General features: G+C 60.1%; 21 protein-coding genes. 16 read left to right on the forward strand and 5 right to left on the reverse strand.

Going from position 1 to position 23,891, the window contains the following annotated elements:
* Nucleotides 1-47 precede the first annotated feature (47 nt).
* The 4 genes from KB221_03450 to KB221_03465 form a co-directional block, all read right to left on the reverse strand.
* Nucleotides 48-272 carry a hypothetical protein gene (locus KB221_03450; GenBank protein WIY70086.1) on the reverse strand — a complete coding sequence of 75 codons (225 nt, stop codon included), beginning with the start codon at nt 270-272 and terminating at the stop codon, nt 48-50.
* Nucleotides 273-409: 137 nt separating this feature from the next.
* On the reverse strand, nt 410-1,654 hold the full coding sequence (locus KB221_03455; protein ID WIY70087.1) for a hypothetical protein: 1,245 nt from the start codon (nt 1,652-1,654) through the stop codon (nt 410-412).
* Nucleotides 1,651-3,915, reverse strand: coding sequence for a polysaccharide biosynthesis tyrosine autokinase (locus tag KB221_03460; protein ID WIY70088.1), 2,265 nt, complete (start codon nt 3,913-3,915; stop codon nt 1,651-1,653). Before KB221_03460 ends, KB221_03455 begins: the two co-directional genes overlap by 4 nt.
* Nucleotides 3,916-4,086: 171 nt before the next feature.
* Entirely contained in the window at nt 4,087-4,713 is a 627-nt protein-coding gene (locus KB221_03465; protein WIY70089.1) for a polysaccharide biosynthesis/export family protein, read from the reverse strand.
* An 837-nt stretch (nt 4,714-5,550) separates the two neighbouring features.
* Here KB221_03465 and KB221_03470 point away from each other — a divergent pair.
* From KB221_03470 to KB221_03490, 5 genes are read left to right on the forward strand one after another with little or no spacing between them, the layout of a single operon-like run.
* Nucleotides 5,551-6,357 carry a glycosyltransferase gene (locus tag KB221_03470; GenBank protein ID WIY70090.1) on the forward strand — a complete coding sequence of 269 codons (807 nt, stop codon included), beginning with the start codon at nt 5,551-5,553 and terminating at the stop codon, nt 6,355-6,357.
* 32 nt (nt 6,358-6,389) lie between these two features.
* Nucleotides 6,390-7,358, forward strand: coding sequence for an SDR family oxidoreductase (locus KB221_03475; protein ID WIY70091.1), 969 nt, complete (start codon nt 6,390-6,392; stop codon nt 7,356-7,358).
* A complete protein-coding gene (locus KB221_03480) occupies nt 7,355-8,707 on the forward strand; it encodes a hypothetical protein (protein ID WIY70092.1) in 1,353 nt (450 codons plus the stop codon). Before KB221_03475 ends, KB221_03480 begins: the two co-directional genes overlap by 4 nt.
* Complete coding sequence (locus tag KB221_03485) at nt 8,704-10,158, forward strand: hypothetical protein (GenBank protein ID WIY70093.1); 1,455 nt, start codon at nt 8,704-8,706, stop codon at nt 10,156-10,158. The genes KB221_03480 and KB221_03485 overlap by 4 nt, the downstream gene beginning before the upstream one ends.
* A 5-nt stretch (nt 10,159-10,163) precedes the next feature.
* On the forward strand, nt 10,164-11,393 hold the full coding sequence (locus KB221_03490; GenBank protein WIY70094.1) for a hypothetical protein: 1,230 nt from the start codon (nt 10,164-10,166) through the stop codon (nt 11,391-11,393).
* On the opposite strand, the gene pseI is transcribed toward KB221_03490, so the two are convergent.
* Nucleotides 11,374-12,429: a pseudaminic acid synthase gene (gene pseI / locus KB221_03495; protein WIY70095.1), complete on the reverse strand. Its 1,056-nt coding sequence runs from the start codon at nt 12,427-12,429 to the stop codon at nt 11,374-11,376. The two genes, KB221_03490 and pseI, sit on opposite strands and share 20 nt — an antisense overlap.
* 417 nt (nt 12,430-12,846) lie before the next feature.
* On the opposite strand from pseI, the gene pseB reads away from it, so the two are divergent.
* The 11 genes from pseB to KB221_03550 all read left to right on the forward strand — a co-directional run bounded on the left by pseB (nt 12,847) and on the right by KB221_03550 (nt 23,877).
* Nucleotides 12,847-13,821 (forward strand): UDP-N-acetylglucosamine 4,6-dehydratase (inverting), encoded by a 975-nt coding sequence (pseB, locus tag KB221_03500; GenBank protein ID WIY70096.1) that lies wholly within the window; start codon nt 12,847-12,849, stop codon nt 13,819-13,821.
* 3 nt (nt 13,822-13,824) lie between these two features.
* Nucleotides 13,825-14,973 carry a UDP-4-amino-4,6-dideoxy-N-acetyl-beta-L-altrosamine transaminase gene (pseC, locus tag KB221_03505; protein WIY70097.1) on the forward strand — a complete coding sequence of 383 codons (1,149 nt, stop codon included), beginning with the start codon at nt 13,825-13,827 and terminating at the stop codon, nt 14,971-14,973.
* Nucleotides 14,970-15,674 carry a pseudaminic acid cytidylyltransferase gene (pseF, locus tag KB221_03510; protein WIY70098.1) on the forward strand — a complete coding sequence of 235 codons (705 nt, stop codon included), beginning with the start codon at nt 14,970-14,972 and terminating at the stop codon, nt 15,672-15,674. The genes pseC and pseF overlap by 4 nt, the downstream gene beginning before the upstream one ends.
* 4 nt (nt 15,675-15,678) lie before the next feature.
* Nucleotides 15,679-16,308 carry a hypothetical protein gene (locus KB221_03515; GenBank protein ID WIY70099.1) on the forward strand — a complete coding sequence of 210 codons (630 nt, stop codon included), beginning with the start codon at nt 15,679-15,681 and terminating at the stop codon, nt 16,306-16,308.
* On the forward strand, nt 16,284-17,480 hold the full coding sequence (locus KB221_03520; protein WIY70100.1) for an N-acetyl sugar amidotransferase: 1,197 nt from the start codon (nt 16,284-16,286) through the stop codon (nt 17,478-17,480). Before KB221_03515 ends, KB221_03520 begins: the two co-directional genes overlap by 25 nt.
* Nucleotides 17,477-18,121 (forward strand): imidazole glycerol phosphate synthase subunit HisH, encoded by a 645-nt coding sequence (gene hisH / locus KB221_03525; protein WIY70101.1) that lies wholly within the window; start codon nt 17,477-17,479, stop codon nt 18,119-18,121. The genes KB221_03520 and hisH overlap by 4 nt, the downstream gene beginning before the upstream one ends.
* Nucleotides 18,115-18,897 (forward strand): imidazole glycerol phosphate synthase cyclase subunit, encoded by a 783-nt coding sequence (locus tag KB221_03530; GenBank protein WIY70102.1) that lies wholly within the window; start codon nt 18,115-18,117, stop codon nt 18,895-18,897. Before hisH ends, KB221_03530 begins: the two co-directional genes overlap by 7 nt.
* A 2-nt stretch (nt 18,898-18,899) precedes the next feature.
* Nucleotides 18,900-20,453, forward strand: coding sequence for a UDP-2,4-diacetamido-2,4,6-trideoxy-beta-L-altropyranose hydrolase (gene pseG / locus KB221_03535; GenBank protein ID WIY70103.1), 1,554 nt, complete (start codon nt 18,900-18,902; stop codon nt 20,451-20,453).
* 328 nt (nt 20,454-20,781) lie between these two features.
* Nucleotides 20,782-22,035, forward strand: a complete 1,254-nt coding sequence (locus KB221_03540; GenBank protein ID WIY70104.1) for a sugar transferase — start codon at nt 20,782-20,784, stop codon at nt 22,033-22,035.
* Nucleotides 22,036-22,082: 47 nt separating this feature from the next.
* Entirely contained in the window at nt 22,083-22,934 is an 852-nt protein-coding gene (locus tag KB221_03545) for an NAD(P)-dependent oxidoreductase (protein ID WIY70105.1), read from the forward strand.
* Nucleotides 22,927-23,877, forward strand: a complete 951-nt coding sequence (locus KB221_03550; protein ID WIY70106.1) for a dTDP-glucose 4,6-dehydratase — start codon at nt 22,927-22,929, stop codon at nt 23,875-23,877. Before KB221_03545 ends, KB221_03550 begins: the two co-directional genes overlap by 8 nt.
* Nucleotides 23,878-23,891 lie beyond the last annotated feature (14 nt).

Consider the following 23,891-nt stretch of genomic DNA (forward strand, 5'->3'; position numbering starts at 1 on the left):
GCGCTATGTCAGTTGTTTGACGAAGTTAGGCGTGACCGCAACCAGTCTTAGTCGCTTTCCGAGGCGTCGTCGGTCGCCACTACGATGGTCGTGACCAGCACGGCGGCACCGATCAGGAGAACGAAGACCGGCACACCAGCGAACTCGGAGCTTGCCTCGGAGCTGGCACCCACACGGTCACCAACGCGGATCCCGGCGGAGTTGTTGGCGGCGGCAGCCTGTCCAGCGACGAGCAGCATGCCCGCAGTTACGGCAGCAATTGTCTTACGCATGCTTTGGTCTCCTAGATCAGTTCTGTGCGGCGGGCTGGCCCGCGAGTTATCGAGGACAATTATAGGGGGTGGAGGTTTTAAAAGCAATACGCGTTCCGGGTTGGGATCAAGGTCTGTGGGCAACCACGTTCTGACCATCAGCCCACGGGGGAAATAGTTATCCGGTCAAACCAGACAACGGTCGGAGAGCGACGATCGTCGGCGCGGGTTTCCAGTCGCAGCCATTGCGCGGAACAGGTGTCCGGGATTTCAAATCGTCCCGACAAGGTCGCCCAGGCGTTCGCTGTCGCACGGGAATGTCCGGCTGGCACATCGGCCAGCACCACCCCGCCGGAGGCGCACGAAAGCGTCCAGGCCATCCGGGCAGTCGGGTTGCCGGTCTCGCTTCTGACCTCGGCGGCAAATCGATATAAACCCGGCGGTAGCGAGGTCAGTTGCTCCGCAATCGTTCCGGTAGCGTAGCCGTCATACTCAACCCGCAACGCGGGGTTGGACGGACGAAGATCGTCGGCGACGATCTCCGCGACAATGCCAGCCTTCGGGAACACCCGCCATTGGAATGGCTCCGGCGCCTCGGAATCATCGAACCCGCCATTGGTTACCGACGCCGAGGCAGGCGGGCGTCCTATCCGTCCCCGGATCGCGCCGAGTGCGGGAAATTGGTTCCCGGCGGCCAGATTCCGATAAATCTGGCTGAGTTCCTCGTTGGAAACCGGGGAGCGGCCCGTTTCCAGCAGAATCGCGAGATTTGCAGCAAGCTGAAGATCCTGTGGAGTCCGATTGAGGCTGTTCAGATAGGCCGCACGCCAAGGCGGTCGAGCCACCAGCAGGTTTGCGATCACCGGAAGGGCTCGCTGGGGGTCTTCCGTTCCCGCGACGGTAAACAGTTCGAAGACTTGGGGGCGAATATCCTCTCGCCGTCTTACAAGGGTGTCAGCATGTGCGAAGGCGGAGGCGTAGTCGCCGCGCCGCAATCTGTGCTCCACCAACCATGCGTGAGCGGGGTCGTCGCGCAGACTCCAGTTTCCAGCCAATGTCAGCAGCTCATCAGCCGGACCGGCACGGCCAGCCCGGGCCTCCGTCAGACCGATGACCCGAAGTGCCCGAACGTCGAATGGCGAGCGGCTCAGGGCGTCCCGACCGAGCGCGGCGGCGTTGTCGATGCGCCCGGCGGCCAGTTCAGACTCGGCAGCCCTGCGCAAAACTAGAGGTGAACTTGGAGCGAGGCGGATCGCAGTCTCGACTGGTGCCCGCTGCGTCAGAGGTTGGAGGGCCATCTGCCAGCCCAGCAAAACCGCGCCGGCGATCAAACCATAGGAGGCGATATCCCTGACGCTGACCCGCCGACGCGAGGTGCCCGGGTTTTCCGCCCCCTTGCTCAAGTGCGCTTGCCCTTTTTGCCAGCCTTCTCGCCAGGTTCGCTCCCATAATGATAGTCGTAGGCGTAGTCATAACCGCCGTAAGACGTCGCCTTGGCGCTGAATTTTGTCAGCACTGCACCGAGCAGGTGCGCGCGGCCCACCTGGAGGCGCCGGAGAGCGCCCCGCGCTTGACCCCGACGTGTGCCACGGGATTCCAGAACGAACAGGACGCCGTTGACAGCGGCGGCCAACATCGGCGCATCCGCGAACCCGAGTACCGGCGGGCCATCGATGACAACGTGGTCGAAGTTGTTGCGGGTTTCGATGAGGAACTGGCGCAGACGTTCTCCGCCCCAGAGCTCCGCCGGGTTGGGCGGCAGAGGGCCACAGGGGATGAAGAACAAATTCTCATGCTTTGTTGGCTGGACCGCCGATGTAAGATCCGCCGAACCGGAGAGAATATTGCTCATGCCGCGCTCGTTCTCAACGCCGATCACACGGTGCATCGAAGGGTTGCGCAGATCGCCGTCGACCAGAAGGACACGCTTGCCGACGCGTGCCAGATTGACAGCCACGGCATATGCGGTCGTCGACTTGCCTTCGGCCGGCCGGGCGCTGGATACAACGAGACTGCTGGGAGCGCCGTCCGGAGTCGAGAACTGCAGCGCCGTTCGGAGAGAATAGTAGGCCTCTGAGAACCCGGATCGTATATCGCCGAGCGCATCGGCGGGGCTCCCTCCCTTGTCGAGGAGGGGGATAACTCCCAAGACCGGGACGCCCAGTTTCCTTTCGACGTCGTCCGGTGTCGCCAGGGTCTCGTCAAGGGCTTCGAGGACGAAGGCCGCCAAGACGCCAAAGCCCAGACCCAAGATGGCTGCAAGCGCCATGTTCAGCAACATGTTCGGCTTGGATGGTTTAAGTGGCGGGGTAGCGACGTCGACAATCGAAATGTTGTTCGTGGTCACGCTACCGGTGACGCCAACCTCCTTGTAGCGCTGAAGCAGGCCCTCATAGAGCGTGCGGGTGGTGTCTAACTCGCGCTGCAGAATGTTGTACTGAATAGACCGATCCCGCAGGTCGAGCACATCACCTGTAAGGCCAGTCACCTGGGCCTGAAGCGACCGCTCCTGGTTGGCTGCGATCTCATACTGGCTGCGGATGGAACTGCGGATGTTGCCGGCGATGGTGCGGATCTGCCCATCGGCTTCGTCGATCCGGGCCTTGAGCTGCACCATTTCCGGATAGTCCGGCTGGTAGATGCTGAGCTTCTGCTCATATTCTGCGTCAAGTAGCGCCCGCTGTTCTGTCAGCCGCTGGATAGTTAGATTTTGGAGCACTTCCGGCAGCGTCATAAGCTCAGACGTGCTGGCCGACCGCCAGCGTTCCTCGGCGGCCACACGTTCGGCCCGGGTACGGGCGAGGGCACTGTTGAGGGCGACCAGGTTGTTGGACGTCAGGGATTCGGTTGCGCTACCTGAAGAGGAGCCTTCGCTGGGCTCACCGACGTTGATGATCTGCTGGTTAGCAGCATAGGCCACCAGTTGGCGTTCGGCAGATTCCAGACGCTCCTTGGTTTGTGCGAGCCGCTCCTCGAGAAACTGGCGGGCGTAGGCCGAACTTTCGAACTTTCGATCGAGGTTGGACTGGATGAAATTCTCGGCAAACCCGTTGGCTATGCGGGCCGCCACGACGGGGTTCGGATTGTCGTAGCCGACGGAGACCAGGCGCGAGCCGCGGACGGGCGATACGCTGAGGTTGTCCTGGATAGCCTTGAGCGCCGCCGCTCGCCGCCGCGCGGCCTGTGCGGCGGCGGTTCCGCCGGCCTCGGGGGCCTCGACGCCGATCGCTTCAAGGGCTTGGTTGGAACTCGCCAGACCCAGGCTTTCGATGACGCGCTCGGCCAGAGAACGACTGCGAAGCAGGCCATACTGGGTCTGGAAGAACTCCTCGCCCTGCATCATGTTTTCGCTCGGGGTGACATCCTCGGAGTCGATGACGCGTGCGGCTTCACGGTCGATCTGCAGGGTCGCCTCGCCGGTGTAGATCGGGGTCATCAGGAGCGTAATCGTGGCACCGACAACGAGCGCGCCAAGGAAGCAGCCAATGATCATCAAGCGGTATTTGAGCGCGAGCCGCCAGTAGGAGGCCAGGTCGACCTCCCGGCGGTCGTCGCCTTGCTCCGCCCAGCCCTGCTCCTCGCCGACGAACGGATCGTGGGGGTCGCCTGCCCGGCTTTGAGAACGCCGACCGCGTGTGTCAGCGAATTGATTGTCGCCCAGCATTCTTTAAGTCCGTCACAGTGTTGCGGCTACGACCGCATGAATTCCATCGGGCTGATATCGCATAGCCTGTGATTGCGCACACAAATTCGCCGGGAGCGGGCCCACTCGACCAAGCCCGAAGCGATCCCGATGAAGAGGCGTCCAGTGCATGCGACGAGTCAGTGTCAGGCGTCAGAAGTACGCGAAAGCTGAGAGCGCCGGAAGGGCCCCGACGACCTCCCGCAGGGCGGAACTGAGCCGAGAGGTATCCACCACGATCACGTCGTCGCCGAGAACCTGTGGATCAGACGCCCTTCCCTGGCGAATGGCGCTCAGGTCGAACAGGGCTACGGAGCGCCTTCCGTCGATGCTCCTGAATACAGCCACCTTGGTCAGGTCGGCGACGCGGGTGGGGCCTTCCGCCATCGCCACGGCCTGAAGGAGGGACGTCGAGCCACGCATCTCATACACGCCCGGCTTGGTAACAGCTCCATCAACCGTGATCTTCTGACTGGCGGCCTCCTTAACGGTGACCGTCACTTGGGGATCGCGCAGATACTGCGCCGCCAGCCGCCCGGCAATGTCGGTCGCCATTTCGCCAACGGTGCGGCCCGCGCCGCGGACAGCGCCGATCAGCGGCAGGTTGATGTTGCCCGACGTATCGACAACCAGCTCCGCAAAGGACAAGTCAGCGACCTGGAACACCCGGACGTCGAGCTTGTCACCCACGCCGATGCGATACTCGGTCGAAGGGGAGATGACGTTCTCGACAGCCTGGAGATCGACCGGCCGCGCCGCCGTCATATTGTCGATGTTCATGCGCGAGCCTCCGCAACCGGAGGTCAGAAGTGCCGCAAGGGCCGAGAGTAGTAAAAGGGCGCGCGTCACGGGTGAAAATACCTCGAAATTTCGACAAATCACTTGGTCCGACACGACTGGACAGACGGCCCGAACCGTGCCGCCCCAAGGCTTCGGAAAGCCTTGTCGAGCACAGGAAGCGAGCGGTCAACCTAGGTTGTGCGTTTCATCGGATCAGAAGAGCTGAATGACAAGACGTCGGCCGCGATCTGTTTCCCGGTGCCCAATCGGAGAGGCTGCGGGAACTGGCCCGCCCAAATCTCTTGGGTAATGGTCTTGGTATTGTTCGTCTCTCCAGACCTTCACGCAATTCACATATCAGAAAGCTAAGGAGCCTGACTCTTTTTGACCAGACTGCGGCTTCGGCCCATGCGGCCTCATCGATCGTCGATCACCCTCCGCTGGCCGGGCGGATGCTGCTTACCGGCTGAATGTTGTATCTATTTGCCAAGTCTTTCCGAGTCTGTCAGACGGCTTGCCTCGCCCAAAAGCCCAAGTTTAGACGAGCCTGCCCGGGTCTCTGGGGATTGATGTGATCGACTATCGAGGGACCTATGACGGGTGTCGCCAGAACCACCCCGGCTGACTTGAACCAAGGCCGAGCGCGACGAGATACAGACGCCAGGTCCGATCGCCGTTTCTGGGATTGCGGCCGCGCCCGTCCGCTGGCCGCGAGTGTCGTCAGGCTTGGAGCTAGTGGTTCCCGCCACCATGATTTTCCATCGAGCCTCATATCTCGTGAACCCCGATGGGTGGACTCAGCCAAACCCAGTTCGTCAGTCTCTAACGGATAAATCCATGCCGCAGGTTTCCGTCATCGTACCGGTCTACAATGCCGAAAAATACGTTTCTGAGACATTGGCGTCGATCGCCGCGCAGACGGTCGGCGACTTCGACGTGCATGTCGTGGATGATTGTTCCACGGACGGCTCTGCGGAGATCATTCAGCGCTTTTGCGCGCGCGACCAGCGTTTTCAATATCATCGGTCCGAGAGCAATTTTGGCGGTCCGGCGGGGCCCCGCAACCTCGGTATTGCCCTCTCAAGCGCCGACTATATCGCTTTCTGCGATGCCGATGACCTTTGGACTCCGCACAAGCTGGAAGTGCAGTTGGGCGTGATGATGGATACCGGAGCCGACGTCGTTTCGGGGGGCGCGCGTGATTTCATCGACGGGGAAGCGCCTGAGCCTTTCGAACGGCCGACAGGGCCTGTGCCTTTGCAAGTGATCTCCCACGGCCAGCTTCTCTTGAAAAACTGGGTCTCCCTTTCGAGCGTCCTAGCACGCCGTTCTATTCTGGTTGCTGTCGGCCCGTTCAATCCAGCGCGATCACACATTGCGGTGGAAGACTTCGACATGTGGCTGCGCATTACCGCGGCGGGAGGGCGCATACTTCGCGTCGGAGCGCCGGTGGTTCACTACCGAAAGGTGCGGACCTCGATTTCGGCGCGCAAGACTATGATGGTCGGAAAAGCACTTAAGGTTATCGGCGAAGACTATGCGAGGCGAGGGAAAGCAGGAAGCTTCGTCCTACTGCGCCCCGTGCACTGGTTTTTGTATCTGTGCACATCAGCCTATATGCGCGGGCTGAGACGCGAACTTTAGTCCCGGATCAGTGACAGGAATTGGACTTACACATGACGACTCGCCACGATTTGAAGCGGATCCTGGTCACAGGTGCTGCCGGCTTTCTCGGAAGCCATCTTTGCGAACGGTTGATTGCCAAGGGACATGACGTACTGGGCGTCGACAACTATTTCACCGGGAGGCGGGCGAACATCGCGCATCTTCTTGGCGAGCCTCGCTTCGAAATGATGCGCCACGACGTGACTTTCCCACTGTTTGTGGAGGTCGACGAGATCTACAATCTAGCCTGTCCTGCGTCGCCGGTTCACTATCAGCATGACCCCGTCCAGACGACCAAGACAAGTGTGCACGGCGCGATCAACATGCTGGGTCTCGCAAAACGCACCGGGGCCAAAATCCTTCAGGCATCGACGTCGGAGGTGTACGGAGATCCGGACCAACACCCGCAGACGGAGGCCTATTGGGGCAATGTGAACCCGATCGGTCCGCGATCTTGCTATGACGAAGGAAAGCGTTGTGCAGAGACGCTATTCTTCGATTATCACCGGCAGAATGGCGTGCGTATCAAGGTGATGCGCATTTTCAATACGTACGGCCCGCGGATGCACCCGGAAGATGGCCGTGTCGTTTCGAACTTCATCATGCAGGCGCTGACCGGAGAACCGATCACCATCTATGGGGATGGGAGTCAGACACGCTCGTTTTGCTACGTCGATGACCTGGTCGGCGGCATGATCAGTTTGATGGAGTCGGCTGACGAAATTACCGGACCGATCAATGTGGGCAATCCAGTCGAATTCACCATCCGGCAGCTTGCGGAGAAGGTTGTCGAAATGGTCGGTTCCGACGCCAAGCTTGTTTTCAAGGACCTCCCGGTGGACGATCCGATGCAGCGGAGGCCTGACATCACCAAGGCGAGAACGCTGCTCGGTTGGGAGCCCAAGATCGGCCTTGAGGCTGGCCTAGGGCATACGATTGATTATTTCCGTGGGCTGGTGAACGAGCGTCAGATCACGTGATCCAGCAGATGAAATCGCGACGGAATGTTCGAGCGGTATCTCACTTGTCGCCGATGATGTCCGTTGTGCGATTCACGGTCATATTTTCTGTGATCGCCGCGCTTTTTACGGCTCTTCTGTTCAGCTATTGGGCGTTTGGTTTTGTCTTGCTGCTCGTGGGGGCCAGTTATATTGCCCTCGGCGGATATGCGGTCGGCACTTCCTTATCAAGATCGCCAACTATTCGGCCTATGTGCACGACGACGACGTTCAATATTGTCGTCTGTGTCATAGCACTGCTTGGCTTGGTCGCGATGTTCTACGACCGCACGTCGCTGCGCGGGATCGATTATGCCAATCTGGGCATGGCCGGCGCGCGGGCGCAGTTCAATAGCGCTGGAGAACGCGGCGGGGTTATCAGCATTTTGGGCAACCTCTTCTCGGCCGCGTTCTACCTGCCGCTGATTAATCTCATTTTTGACTGGGAGCGGTGGGATCGCGGTCGGTTCGCGGTCCTGGCACTTGTCCTCGTCGGCGTGCTTGGACTGACCTACGTCACGGGTGGGCGGACGGTGCTGCTAATCGCGGTCGCAATCGCCGCGGCAGCGATGCTGGGACGCGGCGTGCTCGGCATGCGGCGCCTGCCGCGCTTCTTGAGCACGACCAGCCTGGTTGCCTGCCTCGTTGCCGTAGCGGGAGTGTTCGGCACCGTGTTTGCTCTCCGGGCGAGTGCTTTCGGGGTGTCCAGTGGGGCCACTTATGTTTCACAGTTGTGCTTTCACCTGGCGCAACCGACCACCGAAATCACTGGCCGATGCTCGACCATCGCTTACGCAAGCGGATTTCAGGTCATCGACGAGATCTTGAACTACGGCATGTCTGTGCTGCTCTATACCTTTCACGTCGCTTGGGTCGGTGAAAGCGTTTTCACCACCATCAACCCTGGCGCCTTTACCTCCTTTGAGGGTCCGCAGGCCATGTTTCTCGGGCGGTTTGGGTTCGAGATCGTGGCCACCGACTATGACGGCTATTTCGTTCCCGCCGCGGCCAGTCTGGTATTCGACTTCGGCTTCCTGGAGATGGCGCTCGGCTTCATCATCCTGGGACTGCTTGCCGGGCTTTTCCAGACGAGGATGTTGGCCGGAAACTTTCTCTTTGGACGCGTTGCGTTCTGCTTCTCAGCCGCCGGCCTTCTGATTTGCGTGATGATCAGTCCCCTGAATCTGCCGGTGATGTTGCTCGCGATCATGGCGATCACGGCGATCATCGCGGCCACGTATTTTGCGCGCCTGATCGGCCTGATTCCGTCGGGAAGCTTTATCAGGCATCTTCGTCGCGGGCCGGATCATACTCCCCAAGCTCCAAGATGAAAAACTATCAATCGGTCGGGATCGCACAGATCTACCCTTGGCGTCCTCATGCGTTCCAACGCGACTACCTGTTGTCGCTGGCCCGTGAAGCCGGCGCCCGGACAAGTGAGCTGGTGTGTGACGGCTCATTCGTCCGCTGCTACGACAAACAGTACCAGACACTTGGCCTAGGAACGATCGATCATTGTCTGAAGTGCCGTCTCGGCCGCGGGCGCGAAAAGTCTCACCGGGCATTCAAGGTCGATTGGTCGACGAAGAACGTCCCGGTCGCCGGCGAGGAACAGGCCATAATTTCCAACCGGGCGGCGATTGTCCGCGCCGAGGTCCAAGGAGATCTCGGGACGGAGGCCGGTGGCGATGGGCTCTTGTACGCCTACCGTGCCGGATATCACTCCGCCGTCCGCTGGATCGAGGAATGCAACTTGGATCTCGTCCTCGTGTTCAACGGCCGGATCGACCTGCTCAAGGGCGTGGTCGATGCAGCGGTCGCTTGCGGCGTCGATTTCATGTCGTACGAACGGACGTGGTTCGGCGACGGCGTCATGATGCTGCCGGGCGAAAATTGTCTCGGTCTGGCTCACATCCACACGGCGTGCCAGGCGGTCGGGGCGATGGTGCTGACCGAGGAGGACAGGCTCCGCGCCGAGACGATCATCAATTCCCGCGTCCACCGGATCGGAAGCAATGAGTGGCGTGACTTCCAGAAGCGCGGCGACACCGAATACGCAGATCTGAAAAGTCAGATCGGGCGCCCGCCGAAGGTGCTGGTGCTGCCATCGAGCACCTACGAGATTTGGGGTCATGACGACTGGGGCAACGAATGGGCCGATAATTTCGAGGCGATGGATTATCTCCAGTCGGTCCTCGGCATTCCCTTCGAGGACTTCTTGGTGCGCGGACATCCGATCTGGGCGCAGCGCGTCGGACGGAACTTCGGCGACAAGGCGGACAGCCATTACCGGAACTACTGCGAGCGCCGCGGCATCCGATATGTCGAGCCCAGCTCACTGGTGCATACCTCCGCGCTGATCGAGGCCTCCGAACTGGTTGCGCTGAATGGCGGCAGTTCGGTGATCGAGGCGATCTGGCGCGGAAAGCCGGTCGTCTCGTTGGCCGCGAGCCACTTCCAGCACAGCGGGGTCTGCCCCACCCTTCTCGGCCCGGGCCAGCCGCTGGAAATTCCTGATGACGCCACCCGCCGCCGCCAGATCGTCAAATTCATTCACTCCATGGATCGGGTTACGCCTACGTTCGTGAACCACCTGAAGGCCGTATCCGCGGGTGAGCAGCAGGCATTCGCCGGTGGGGATTTTGCCGACATCGCGCGCCAGCTCCACGCCGACTCGCTGATGCCCAAGGGCAAGAATGAAGCGCCCGCAGGTGCCATGATCGAGCGCAATCCCACCTTGATCGAGAGCGCGCGAAAGCTGTTCAAATACGGAGATTATTGAGTTGGATGAAGACGCTCTTCTCCTCAACCTTGTTGCTGGGAACCGCGACGGTCATCCACGCGCTGCGGATCATCATCCTCTCGTTTCTGCTAGGAAATGCCGCCTTCGGAGCGGTGTCGACCATTATGCTGATGGCCGTCTTCTTCACAGAGTTCGGCGCTCTGGGCTTCTCACAACTCATCTATAACCAGCCACTGTTCAAGCCAGGCCAGGTATCCAGGCAGAGCCGGCGGATCGGACTCTATTTCGTCACCGGCACAGGTTTGCTGATGGCGAGCGCGGTCGTGGTCGCGGGCGTTGTGGCCGTGGTCTCGGAATTCTCGTTCGCGATGATCTTCCTCACTATCTTCTGCGCGGCATCAAACATGCTGGTGCTTTCGGCGTGCAGGTCATCACGGAGCAGCTTCACGCACCCGCTCGGCTACTTCATCAAGGGCGTCATCGTGATCGCGGATATCGTGATCCTCGGGTTTTTCACGCCGCCGATCCCGATGATGGCGTTGTGGGGCGAGGTGATCGCGCTTCCGGTGCTCCTGTTCTACGCGTGGCGCATCGGTGTCCTGAAGCTAAGGTGGACGATCGTTCGAGAAGTCCCGGGGCACCTGAGGGCCAACCTGAAACTCGGTGGGTCCGCGATCGCGTCGGCTGCGTCGGGCATGGTCTTTTTCAACCAGGAACGGCTCTTCGGCGTTGCCGCGTTGACGTTTGAACAACTCGGCGTGCTCACCAAGCTCCTTCTGCCAAAGCTGATCGCCGCGCAGGGCGCATTCCTGCTGGGGGTGCATTTCCACCGCATGGTCGTGGGAATGACCGAAGCGCAACGTATAGGGCTCTTCGCCGGGGCGCGGCGGCTCGAATGGATCGCAATACCAGTGGTCGCGCTCGCCCTAGGGGGCGGCGGCTATGTGCTGGCCCAGCTCGCCGCCCGAGTCTACGATATCCACATCGACTATCCGACCGGGATAGCAGTGACGGTCTTGGCGCTGCTGTTTTTCTTCAATCCGTATTCGATCATGCTTCAAGCGACCAACCGCTACGGTGCGCTCACGCTGGCGAACACGGTCGCCGTTGTAGCGTTCGTCAGCCTTATGGCGATGGCGGGCTCGGGAGGACCCGGCCCTATAGCTTTCTCAGCTGTGTCGGCTTGTCTCTGGTTTCTGGTCATCCGGCTTCTAGTCGCGCGGCATTTTTCGACCCAGGGCCTGCCTGGTGCGCTTACTCCGCCGCCGGCGTGAACAGCGACCAGTCGGCGGGCGTACCCGCAGGAGCAGGGCGCGCTATCGGCCTTCCGATCAAGGTATTCAGAAACTTCGGCGGCAAGCCAAAGCCGGGACGGATGGAGCGCAGGTTCTCCAAACTCAGCACGTCGCCAGCCTGCATATCCTGCACGATGTAGAGTGATCGCCGGAACATTCGGGACCCCTCTTCCGCCGTCGTTCCACCAAAGGTGACCGTGCCCATCGCCTGCCATGCACGGTCGCATTCGTCCCGCAGAGCCCGGAACTCGGCCGGCTCCAGCGAGAAGTCGCTGTCGACCCCGCCGTCGGCACGGGCGAGGGTGAAGTGCTTTTCAATGAGCGGCACCCCCAGTGCGATCGAGGCGACGGCGACACCTGTGCCCATCGTGTGATCCGACAGACCGACCTCGCACCCGAACGTCTCCCGCATTGTGGGAATTGTCGCCAGGTTGGTGTTGGCGGGCTCGGCGGGATAGGTGCTCGTGCACTTGAGCAGGATGAGGTCTTGGGCACCGGCGCGCTTGGCGGCCATCACGGCCTCGCCGACCTCGGCCACCGTCGCCATGCCGGTGGACATGATCATCGGTTTACGAGTCGCCGCGACCCGCTCGATCAGCGGGATGTCGAGAAGTTCGAACGAAGCGATCTTGTAAGCCGGCACGTCGAGAGTCTCGAGGAAATCGACCGCGGTCCAGTCGAACGGCGATGAGAAGCAAGCGATCCCGTGCGATTTCGCTCGCTCCATGATGGGAGCATGCCAGTCCCAAGGCGTATGCGCCTCGTCGTAAAGATCGTAGAGATTGCGACCGTTCCACAGGCTCTTCGGATCATCGATGACGAACCCTGGTGTGCGCAGGTTGAGCGTCATCGTCTCGGCCGTATAGGTCTGAAGCTTGACGGCGTCCGCGCCGGACGCGGCGGCGGCATCGACGATCTCCAGCGCCCGGTCGAGCGACTGATTGTGGTTGCCGGACATCTCGGCGATCAGATAGGGCCGGTGCTTGGGCCCTATGTCCCGGCTGCCAATTTTCATCGATTCATTTCCTGCTTCCGGCCTCTGCCGGAGTTCAACCGGTGCGGCCCGATCCGTGAGCCATCAGCGCGACCGGCTATTAGCCGTCGCGCTGTTGCAGAACAAGCGTGGGTTATGGCCGCGGAATGGCCGAAGCTCGAAACGCAGCTCAAATTTGATGATAGCCCGTCCAGAGAAATAGGCATTTCGAGCAGTGTTCATTGGAAAGCCTGCTCTGCGAGTGGCAACATCTCAATTGACGACGCAATCCACGCCACTGCTCTCTTCCCCAACCCAAGAAACTCCTCTAATCGTCTCGATCACATCCCGGTTGCAGTGTCATCGAGCCAGGTGATCACCGCCTGGCAACGCATCCGGCCGGTCGGTGACGGCTATATTTGGTGGGGCTAAGTAGTGTTAGAAAATTCCAGCATCCTGGTGACCGGCGGCACCGGATCTTTCGGGCACACCTTCGTGCCGATGACCTTGGCCAAATACAATCCCAAACGCATCATTGTTCTCTCCCGGGACGAGATGAAACAATGGGAAATGGCCAAAAAATTCCAAGGCGATGAAAGGGTTCGGTTCTTCATCGGGGACGTCCGGGACAGGGATCGTCTGTACCGCGCGCTGGACGGCGTCGACTATGTCGTGCATGCCGCTGCAACCAAGATTGTTCCGACCGCGGAATACAATCCATTCGAGTGTGTGAAGACGAACATTAACGGGGCCATGAATCTCGTGGACGCCTGCATCGACAGCGGCGTGAAACGGGTCATTGCGCTTTCGACCGACAAGGCCAGCAGTCCCGCCAATCTCTACGGTGCCACCAAACTGGTTTCCGACAAGTTGTTCATTGCCGGCAACTCATATGCCGGCGGAGACGGTCCCCGGTTCGCCGTCGTCAGGTACGGCAATGTCATGGGGTCAAGGGGCTCGGTGATCCCGTTCTTTATGTCGATTAAGAACCAGGGGGTCCTGCCGATCACCGACGAGCGCATGACCCGATTCATGATCTCTCTCAATCAAGGCGTTGAGCTAGTCTGGCACGCGTTTGAGGACATGGAGGGCGGCGAGATCTATGTGAAGAAGATCCCGTCCATGAAGGTGGTGGATGTCGCCAGCGTGATCGCGCCTGAGGCCCGCCAGGAGGTGGTCGGAATTCGACCGGGCGAGAAGCTGCATGAGCAGATGATCAGTGAAGAAGACTCCTACTTCACTTACGAGTACCCTGAGCACTTCAAGATCCTGCCGTCGATCAACAATTGGGGGACGTGCGCCGAGCGAATCAAGGGTGGCGAGAAGGTTTCGCCCGGCTTCAGCTATACGAGCGACAACAATCCGCACTGGATGACTCCAGAGGAATTGCAGGCCTGGATGTACGCACACACGGACAAGATCGGAAGCATTTGATCCATGATTCCGTATGGTCGTCAGGACATCACAGAGGATGATATCGAAGCCGTAGTCGCTACGCTGCGGTCTGATTTCCTTACCCAGGGACCGGCCGTGCCAAGGTTCGAGAAGGTGGTCGCCGACCACGTCGGCGCGGGCCATGCGATTGCTGTAAACAGCGCAACTTCCGCGCTTCACATAGCTTGTCTCGCGCTCGGCCTGGGGCCCGGGGACTGGCTATGGACGTCGCCCATTACCTTCGTGGCGTCAGCAAATTGTGCTCTCTATTGCGGGGCCATGGTCGACTTCGTCGATATTGATCCGCAGACTTACAATCTGAGTGTCGGTGAGCTTGAGCGGAAACTCGAGGCGGCCGAACGTGACGGCCGGCTCCCGAAGATTGTCGTCCCGGTCCATCTTTGCGGCCAGTCATGTGACATGAGCGCGATCGCGGAACTTGCGAAGCGCTTCAGGTTCCGGATTGTCGAGGACGCCTCGCATGCGATTGGGGGAAAATACCGGAACGGCCTAGTGGGGAACTGCCGGTACAGCGACATCACGATCTTCAGCTTCCATCCGGTGAAGATCGTCACGACCGCCGAGGGCGGCATGGCGCTTACGAATGACGATGAACTGGCGGCGAAGATGGCGCTGTTGCGCAGCCACGGCATCACCCGTGACCCAGCGCTTATGAACGTCCAGCCCGACGGACCTTGGTACTACCAACAGACTGACCTCGGGTTCAACTACAGGATGACCGAGATGCAGGCCGCTCTCGGCGTCAGCCAGATGGAGCGGATCGAAGCCTATGTTGCCCGCAGACATGTCCTCGCCCGGCGTTATGACGTGCTTCTGGACGGGCTCCCGGTAGTCAGGCCGCAGCAGGCAGACGACACCTATTCAGCCTACCATTTGTATCCCGTTCGCGTGCCTGAAGCGATCCGCTTGACCGTGTTCCGAAATCTTCGGGAGGCCGGGATCGGAGTGAACGTCCACTATATCCCTGTGCACCTGCAGCCCTATTACAAAGCCATGGGTTTCGACCGCGGTGACTACCCGGCTTCCGAAGGCTACTACGCCGAAGCAATTAGCCTCCCACTGTATCCGGCGATGACAGACGAGCAGCAGGATCAGGTGGTTGCCGCGCTAGAGTCAGCGCTGGGCATATGAATATCGCCGTCATTCCCGCCCGCGGCGGAAGCAAACGCATACCACGCAAGAATGTGAAGGTGTTTTGCGGGAAGCCGATGATCGCCTGGTCGATCGAGGCCGCATTGGAAAGTGGATGCTTTAAGCGCGTGATCGTCTCGACCGACGATGACGAAATCGCCCAGATCGCCGTGGCCCATGGAGCGGATGTTCCCTTTCGCCGGCCGGCGGAGCTTGCAGACGATTTCACACCGACGGTTCCGGTCGTCGCCCATGCCATTCGCTGGCAGCAGGACGCAGGGCCGGTGGAGCGAGCGTGCTGCATCTACGCTACGGCGCCCTTCACGCGGCCCGAAGATTTGCGCGCCGGCCTTGCCCTGCTGGACGAGCAAGCGGCTGATTACGCCTTCACCGCGACCACGTTTGAGTTTCCGATCCAGCGGGCCATCCGCGTGGACGCCTGCCGTCGCGTCTCAATGATCCAGCCGGAACATATGTTGACGCGCTCTCAGGATCTGGAGGAGGCCTTCCACGACGCTGGCCAGTTCTACTGGGGCCGGACAGACGCCTGGCTGGCTGGCCAGCCGATTTTCGGCCCACATTCGGTGGCGCTTGCTTTGGAGCGCCAGCGTGTCCAGGACATCGACACGGTCGAGGACTGGGATCGCGCTGAATTGCTATTCTGCGCTCTCCGGGCGCGATCAGACAAAGGGGATGCCTAAAGTCATGCAACAAGACGATTTCAGGACTGAGCAAGAGTCGTTCTGGGCAGGTGAGTTCGGCTCCGACTACATCGCCAGAAACCAGGGGGACCAGCTGCTTGCCTCCAACCTAGCCTTCTTTTCAAACGTACTCCGCGGAGCACGCAACCCGCAGAGCTGTATCGAGTTCGGCGCCAACATCGGCATGAACCTGAAAGCGCTGAAGCTGCTATACCCCGGGATCGATGCATCGGCGATTGAGATCAATGCCGCCGCCGCAGAGGAACTGGCGAAGGTAATTCCTGCTGATCAAGTATTCAACAAATCTATTCTCGACTTCAAGCCGACCCGAGCCTATGATCTCGCGTTGATAAAGGGTGTTTTGATACACCTTAACCCTGAGGTGCTGCCTGAAGTTTACGACCGGCTCGTGGAGGCCACGGGCCGATACCTGGTCGTCGCCGAGTACTACAACCCGTCGCCCGTCGCGATTCCCTATCGTGGTCACAGTGACAGGTTGTTCAAACGCGACTTTGCTGGTGAGCTCATGGAGCGTCATCCTTCGCTGAAGCTCGTGGACTACGGCTTCGCCTACAGGCGTGACCCGGATTTCCCTCAGGACGACATCACGTGGTTCCTGATGGAAAAACACTGAACTTCGAGGACAAGCAGGCGATGCTCACTTACTGCCGACGTTGCGTCATGCCGGACACCAAGCCGGACCTACACCTCGATGCGGAAGGCGTCTGCAACGCCTGCCGCAGCTACGAGAGCCGCAAGGTGGTCGATTGGGACCAGCGGCATGGCGAGCTGGTCAAGTTGCTCGACAAGTATCGCCGCCCAAGGGGCGAGAACTGGGACTGCATTGTTCCGGTGAGCGGAGGCAAGGACAGCACCTATCAGGTTGTCCGGATGCTGCAGTATGGGCTCAATCCCCTGTGCGTGACCTCGACCACCTGCGATCTCAGTGATCTGGGTCGAACGAACATCGAGAACCTGAAACATCTCGGAGTGGACTACATCGAGGTATCTCCCAACCCTCTCGTCCGCGCGAAGCTGAATCGTGTGGGGCTGCTACAGGTTGGCGATATCTCCTGGCCGGAGCATGTCGGCATCTTCACGATCCCGGTGAGAGCCGCAGTGCAGTTCAATGTCCCCTTGATCGTCTGGGGTGAGAATTCCCAGAACGAGTACGGAGGGCCTGCGTCCGCGGCCGGAGGAAATGTTCTCACTCGCCGTTGGCTGGAGGAATTTGGCGGCCTGCTTGGCATGCGGGTTTCCGATCTGGTCGGACAGGAAGGAATCGAGGACAAGCATCTCATCAACTACTCGTATCCGAGTGATGAGGATCTCGCACGTGTAGGCGTGACGGGGTTGTTTCTGGGGCACTATATTCCATGGGATGGTCTGGCCAACACGCTCATCGCTGCCGCAAACGGCTTCCACTCTTATGAAAAGGTGGTTGAGGGTTCGATGGTGAATTACGAAAATCTCGATAACTACCAAACTGGCATCCATGATTACTTCAAGTATCTGAAATTCGGTTTTGGACGTGCAACGGACTTGGCGTGTCTGCACATCCGGCGCGGCCGCCTGACGCGTCAGGACGGTCTCGACGCGGTGCGCCGCCTGGATGGGAAATTCCCCCGGGAATATCTCGGGAAGTCGCTTGAAGACATCCTTCGTCCGCTCGAGATCACGGTCGATGAATTCATCAGGACTTGCGACAAGTTCACCAATAAGAAGATCTTTAAGCGCGATGTTTCAGGCGCGCTGGTGAAGGATCGCGATGGCAATCTGAGCAAGTTGAACTTCGATAACCCATGAAGGTCGGCGTTCTCGATTACGGCGTAGGCAATCTTGGCTCTGTCCTCAGAGCCGTGGAAGAACTGAACGTGTCGCCAGTCCTGGTGAACCGGGCGGTGGACATGCACCTCAACGATTGCCTGATCCTTCCCGGGGTCGGCAATTTCGTTGACTGCGCGCGCCTGCTTGCAGAGGGCGGATGGATTGATGCGCTTCGCCAGGAAGTGCTCGGTTACAACCGCCCGCTGCTCGGCGTCTGCGTCGGGATGCAACTGCTGGCCGATGTCGGGCTTGAAGGTGCCGGTCCCGAAAATCCTGAAGGCACGGCAGGGCTGGGTTTTATTCCGGGCCGTGTCGAACACCTCGCCCAGTTAGGCTGTTCGTTGCGCCTGCCACACGTGGGCTGGAACGGGATCATTAGCACGGCCCCCAAGGACAGCCTTCTGGCAGGTATACCGGACGGCACGGATTTCTACTTCGTGCATAGCTACGCCTTCGTCGCTGAGGATCCGGCTGACGTTCTTGCGGTCGCCGACTACGGCGTGCCCGTGACCGCGGCGGTGAGGCGTGGCCATGTCTGGGGCACCCAGTTCCACCCCGAGAAGAGTTCGAAGGCAGGCTTTCGACTGCTTCAGAATTTCCTGTCAGGTCCGCAATGCTGAAGGTCCGCGTCATCCCGACCTTGCTGTGGAAGAATTTCGGGCTGGTCAAAGGGGTCGGCTTCGACAGCTGGCGTCGGGTCGGCCCGGTCCTTCCCGCGATCAAGGTCTATAACCAGCGGGAGGTCGATGAACTCATCCTTGTCGATATCGTCGCCCACGATACCGGGGACGATCCGGACTTCGAATCCGTCAACGACTTCGGTCAAGACTGCTTCGTGCCGCTGACTGTCGGCGGCGGCATCACCAATCTGTTGCAAGTTCAGCGCCTGTTGCGGGCGGGAGCCGACAAGGTGAGCATCAATACCGCCGGGTACCACGATCCGGGTTTGGTCACCGAGATTGCGACGAGGTTCGGCACGCAGTGCGTGGTGGCCAGCATCGACGTGAAAGCGCGCCAGGACGGGGGATGGCGTTGCTTCAGCCATGCCGGCGGCAAGGATACCGGCCGTGACGCTATCGAATGGGCGCGGGAGTTGGAAGGTCGGGGCGCGGGCGAAATCCTGATCACGTCCATTGAGCGTGACGGCACGATGGAAGGCTACGACCTTTCACTTGTCGAGAGCGTTGCCAGTGCCGTGCGCATCCCAGTCATCGCCTCGGGCGGTGCCGGCAACTACGAGCATATGGTCGCCGCCGTGACCCAGGCAGGGGCGTCCGCTGTCGCCGCTGCAAGCATCTTCCACTTCACAGAACAGACCCCGGCCGGCGCCAAGGCAGCGTTGGCGGCCGCGGGTATCCCGGTTCGAAAGAGCTTTCAGCGCGCTCAGGATGTCTAGTGATGCGGGTGGGCATTCGGGTTGACGCATCGCTTGCAATCGGAACTGGACATCTTCGCCGCTGTATGACTTTGGCAGCCGCCCTGAGGAGCAAGGGGGCCGACGTAAAGTTTGTCGTCCGACGTCATGACGCCGTCGCGGAAATCGCCCTTCGGTCGCAGAATTTTCCGGTCGTCTGGCTCGAAGTGAAAGCCTCACCGACGGGGCGTCAGGCATCCTCGACGGGGATGCACTCTCACGAACATTGGGCCGGTGTCGGCTGGAGCGACGACGCCGCGGAAACCGTCGGGGTGCTGGCGGGTTTTGATCCGGACTGGGTGATCGTCGACCACTATTCCTTCGATGCCCGCTGGCATGATCAGGTGCGCCAAGGACTCGGCTGCAAGATGATGGCCATTGACGATCTGGCTGACCGACCCCTTTCCGTCGACGTTCTTCTCGACGCCAATTTTGCCGAGGATCACGCCAGGAAATACTCAGGCCGGTTTTTGCGCAAATGCCGTCTCCTCGGCGGCCCCCGATTCGCACTCCTATCCGACCAATACAAAACGGCACCGCGGTACCGGTTTCATCCCGACGTCCGCAGTATCGGCGTCTTCATGGGAGGCACCGACCCGGACGGAGTCAGCGCCCGTGTCCTGCAAGCGTGCCGTGAGGACGCCGGTTTCGAGGGGGCGATCGAGGTGGTTTCGACATCAGCGAATCCACAGCTGGAGCAACTCCGCGACGCCTGCACCGCCTCAGCGGGCACCACCCTGTTGCTGGATCTGCCCGATCTGAGTGCCTTCTATGCGCGTCACGATCTCCAAATCGGCGCAGGTGGAACCGCGACGTACGAACGTTGCTGCATAGGGGCGCCCACAGTTGCGTTGGTCGTCGCATCCAATCAGCTGGCCGTCGTCCCGGCGCTTGCCGCGACCGGGATACTGCGCGCTGCGCGACTCTCTCACGATCCAGATATGGATATTCTGCCCGCGGCTCTGCAGCTCGGAAACGTTGTTCAGGACCTTGTCGCAGATCCCGACGCCCGGCGAGAGTTGTCCGAACGCGGAATGAGCATGGTTGACCCGGCTGGAGCCGATCGTGTCGCGATTTGCCTTCTCGGTGCCTCTCTTGGCCTCAGACGCGCCACACTGGAAGACGGTGTGCGACTCCACGTCTGGCGAAATCATCCCGGCGTTCGAGCCGTTTCCGGGAACGGTGAACCGATCCCGCTCGACGGCCATATGAACTGGCTGGCGCGGAAGATCGCAGCGAACGATTGCCGCCTTTACGTCGCGGAGATCGGCCCGGCCGCGATTGGCAGCATACGGTTCGACCGTTTGGACAACGGCCATCTCGAAGTGTCGCTTTATCTCGACCCGGATCTGCCGGGCCTGGGCCTGGGACCACATCTCCTGCTTGCCGGCGAGCGGGAAGTGGCAGAGGAGTGGTCGGACGCAGCCACATTGGTCGCGTCTGTTATGCCGAGTAACGAGATTTCCGCGAGGTTGTTCCTGAGCTGTGGATACTCCGGCGGCCCTCTTCGCTATAGCAAATCCATCATTCGAGGATAGGTGGCGGCCAGTTTAACGTCCCCGGAAATGAAATGATCTGCGGACCTAAAGCCAATCCAGGTGCCTAGGCAGAACCTTTCACAAGACTCCCATACTCACATCACGGCTTGTATCGCATATCGCCTTTCGGCTAGGGCAAAGATGTGCTGCGAGCAAGATAATGTTGTCCACTGCCAAGATCGTCTACCGCAATGCTTCCGATGGACCTGGAAACAACCTCCAGGAGTCCAGGTCGACCCATTGCCTTCCGCCGCGTCCTTCCCGTCGCATAGGCTTACGGCTGGCCAGGTCAATGATGGGGCTTGCAGCGTTTCTGACATGGTTCGGCATGCTCAGCTTCGCCCGGTATCTCGATGTCGGGCCGGCTCATACGCTTTTCGTGCACTTCGTGGCCCTTGGAGGCCTGTTCGTCTACATCGAGCGTGCCATCGGGCTTCACGATATGGAGCAGGCGGTCAATCTACGGGTGGCCGTCGCCCTAGCCGTCTCCGCCGTGCTGATCGAGGCCCTCATCCTGCTAGTCAGTTTCAACGGCTGGCGCGGCGGCCATTCCATGTTTGTCATCGGCATGGTTGGTGGCGGGATGCTGGCAGTTCGCTCGGGCCTAGTTTTGGGGTGCCGGGCGCTGGTCCGCGCGGGCTTGGTGGCCAAGACGGTCATGGTCGTCGGACCCGACTCCCCGCTTCGCGACGAGGTCCTCGTCGAATTGGACGCTCGTGTGGGCGTGAGGACGGTGGCCATCCACCCCGGCGATGATTTTCAACCGCTGGCCGAAGAGATGGAGACGGGGCCGGTTGACGAGGTTATTCTCGTTGCCCGCGAACCGCTCCAGCTGCAGGCGGTGGTCGATGGGCTTGAGGTGCACGCCGTCGACCTCCTGTTCATCGCGCCGATGCCGGCGGGGCCTGTCGAGCGCCGGCTACGTTTCAGGTCCCCGATCGAGCACGGCCGGGTCCTGCAGGATCGGCGGCAAACCGGGGGCTCGTACCTCATAAAGCGCGCCATAGACGTCGCTCTTTCCGCCACCGCACTTATCGTTCTCTCACCACTGCTGATAGCCATTGCAATCGCGGTCCGTTTGGATTCTCCCGGTCCTGCGTTGTTCAAGCAGATGCGGTTCGGCTATGGCGGTCGCGAGTTTCTCATGTGGAAATTCCGGTCTATGCGGACAGATGCGGCTGACCCTTCCGGCAGCGCCCTGACGAAGCGGAACGACGAGCGCGTCACTCGCTTGGGGGGGGTTCTGCGCTCGAGCAGCCTTGATGAGTTGCCCCAGCTGGTCAATATTCTGATCGGGGAGCTTTCAATCGTCGGCCCGAGGCCGCACCCCTCCGGGGCTAAGGCCGGCGAAGTCCTTTACGACGAGTTGATCAAAAACTTCAAGGCTCGCTACCGGGTCCGTCCGGGGCTGACGGGCCTAGCCCAATGCAGCGGTCTCCGGGGCAATACCGATACCGAGGCCAAGCTGATCGCGCGTTTCGAAAAGGACATGGAGTACGTCGAGACTTGGACGATTCTCCGCGACATCGAGATTATGCTGAAAACGGTCGCACACCTTGTCGGCAGAGAGAACGCGTATTGAGGGCACCGCCCCCAGCAACGTTTCCCGGGCTTTGAAGAATTGAATCCATGTCAAGCGATGTCGCATTCCCCGCGTCGAACGGCCGTCTGATTGTCGTCGGTGTGTCGGGGCTCATCGGCAGGGCCGTCGCCCTGGAAGCAGCCGTCCGGGGTTTGCAGGTGATCTCCGTCGGCAGGGGGCAGAGCGTCGCTGACGTCATAGGTGCGGGCGATGTCGTGCTGAACTGCGCCCTGGATCCCGTCTACAGGGCGGGTCCGTATGATCCGGCGATCGATCTTGAACGTCAGAGCGCCGAGACCGCTCTTCGCGCAGGCGCTCGTGTGGTGATGTTGAGCACCCGAAAGGTTTACGAACCCGAGGTGCAATGGGGGGCCGCGGAGACTGACCCAACCATCGCCGCTGGGCAGGGCTATGGTCCCAACAAGGCGAGGACCGAGGCTTGGCTTCTGGATGCCGCTCAAGGCGACCGGGCGCTGATCGTGCGGCTGAGTAATGTCTTCGGTTTCGAGTTCGTTTCCGGCGCTCAGCCCCGCCCATCCTTCTTCGGCCAAATGCTCTATCGGCTGAAAACGCAGGGCGAGATACTGTTCGACATGTCTCCAGCCACCCGTCGTGATTTCATCGCGGCGGACGCAGTGGCGACGGCGCTTGTCGACGCGATTCTAAAGGACGCCTCTGGCGTGTATAATCTTGGCTCAGGGGCGGCGGCCGTCTGTAATGACATTGCTCGTGCGGTAATTTGCGGTTATGGCACTGGCCGTCTCCATGGGGCTGACGCTGTCCGGGACGAGTTCTTTTTAGACTGTAGAAAGTGGGGCTCTGAGATCGGACCGATCACTGGTCAGGCCGATCTATTGAGCGTTGTCACAACCCTTGGAGAGCGGCTCAGATATGCGTAAGGTTTTGATCACGGGCGGTGCTGGTTTTATCGGTTCGCACATCGTGGATCAGTTCGCAGGTAGTTTGCCGGACTGTAAGATCGTAGTGCTCGATAAGATGACCTATGCGGCTGATTTCCGCAACCTTAGCGAATTGCTGATCACAAATCGGATCGAACTCGCGGTCGGTGATATCTGTGACTATGATCTGTGCGAGCGACTTGTCGAGGGATGTGACCTTGTCATCCATGCGGCGGCCGAAAGTCACGTTGATAACTCGTTCCACAGCTCCCTGCTTTTCACCAACACCAACGTCTTGGGCACGCACACGATCCTAGAAGCATGCCGTTCGAAGAACGTGCCGCGGATCGTCCACATCAGCACCGATGAAGTCTATGGCGAGGTACTATCCGGGGCGGTCGACGAAAGCGCTCAACTGAACCCCACCAATCCGTACTCCGCGTCAAAGGCCGCCGCCGAGATGATCGTGAATGGGTATATTCACTCCTTCAAGCTTCCGGTCGTCATGGTGAGGGCCAACAATGTTTTCGGTACCCGTCAGTACCCTGAGAAACTCATCCCGCGTTGCTGCCTCTCACTGATTCAGGGCAAGAAAATCCCGCTTCACGGGAATGGTAAGAACGTTCGACACTATCTGGCCGCCAAGGATCTGGCCGCCGCGATTGAACTAATCTCCCACGCAGGAGAACTGCACGAAATCTACAACATCGGCTCCCCTGACGAGTTCACGAACATCGAGGTCGCGGGTGCGGTCTGCAATGCGTTTGGTCTCGCATTTGAGGATCATGTCGAGTTCATCAAGGATCGCCCGTTCAATGACCGTCGTTATGCGGTGGTCTGGGACAAGATTACAGCCATGGGCTGGCGACCCAAGTATTCCTTCCGTGATGAAGTCAACGATATCGCCGGATGGTATCGCCGGAATCATCAGCGCTACACCTGAAAGGGGATGGGCGG

The organism is Aquidulcibacter paucihalophilus, from assembly GCA_030285985.1.
In the GTDB taxonomy this organism is placed as follows: Bacteria; Pseudomonadota; Alphaproteobacteria; order Caulobacterales; family Caulobacteraceae; genus Brevundimonas.

Excerpts from the sequence above, each read along its gene's own strand:
- KB221_03465 (WIY70089.1), bottom strand. The coding sequence starts at position 4,713 with ATGAACATCGACAATATGACGGCGGCGCGGCCGGTCGATCTCCAGGCT.
- pseF (WIY70098.1), top strand. The coding sequence starts at position 14,970 with ATGAATATCGCCGTCATTCCCGCCCGCGGCGGAAGCAAACGCATACCA.
- KB221_03450 (WIY70086.1), bottom strand. The coding sequence starts at position 272 with ATGCGTAAGACAATTGCTGCCGTAACTGCGGGCATGCTGCTCGTCGCT.
- hisH (WIY70101.1), top strand. The coding sequence starts at position 17,477 with ATGAAGGTCGGCGTTCTCGATTACGGCGTAGGCAATCTTGGCTCTGTC.
- KB221_03530 (WIY70102.1), top strand. The coding sequence starts at position 18,115 with ATGCTGAAGGTCCGCGTCATCCCGACCTTGCTGTGGAAGAATTTCGGG.
- KB221_03485 (WIY70093.1), top strand. The coding sequence starts at position 8,704 with ATGAAAAACTATCAATCGGTCGGGATCGCACAGATCTACCCTTGGCGT.
- KB221_03460 (WIY70088.1), bottom strand. The coding sequence starts at position 3,915 with ATGCTGGGCGACAATCAATTCGCTGACACACGCGGTCGGCGTTCTCAA.
- pseI (WIY70095.1), bottom strand. The coding sequence starts at position 12,429 with ATGAAAATTGGCAGCCGGGACATAGGGCCCAAGCACCGGCCCTATCTG.
- pseC (WIY70097.1), top strand. The coding sequence starts at position 13,825 with ATGATTCCGTATGGTCGTCAGGACATCACAGAGGATGATATCGAAGCC.
- KB221_03490 (WIY70094.1), top strand. The coding sequence starts at position 10,164 with ATGAAGACGCTCTTCTCCTCAACCTTGTTGCTGGGAACCGCGACGGTC.
- KB221_03545 (WIY70105.1), top strand. The coding sequence starts at position 22,083 with ATGTCAAGCGATGTCGCATTCCCCGCGTCGAACGGCCGTCTGATTGTC.
- KB221_03470 (WIY70090.1), top strand. The coding sequence starts at position 5,551 with ATGCCGCAGGTTTCCGTCATCGTACCGGTCTACAATGCCGAAAAATAC.
- KB221_03540 (WIY70104.1), top strand. The coding sequence starts at position 20,782 with ATGCTCAGCTTCGCCCGGTATCTCGATGTCGGGCCGGCTCATACGCTT.
- KB221_03475 (WIY70091.1), top strand. The coding sequence starts at position 6,390 with ATGACGACTCGCCACGATTTGAAGCGGATCCTGGTCACAGGTGCTGCC.
- pseG (WIY70103.1), top strand. The coding sequence starts at position 18,900 with ATGCGGGTGGGCATTCGGGTTGACGCATCGCTTGCAATCGGAACTGGA.
- KB221_03550 (WIY70106.1), top strand. The coding sequence starts at position 22,927 with ATGCGTAAGGTTTTGATCACGGGCGGTGCTGGTTTTATCGGTTCGCAC.
- KB221_03515 (WIY70099.1), top strand. The coding sequence starts at position 15,679 with ATGCAACAAGACGATTTCAGGACTGAGCAAGAGTCGTTCTGGGCAGGT.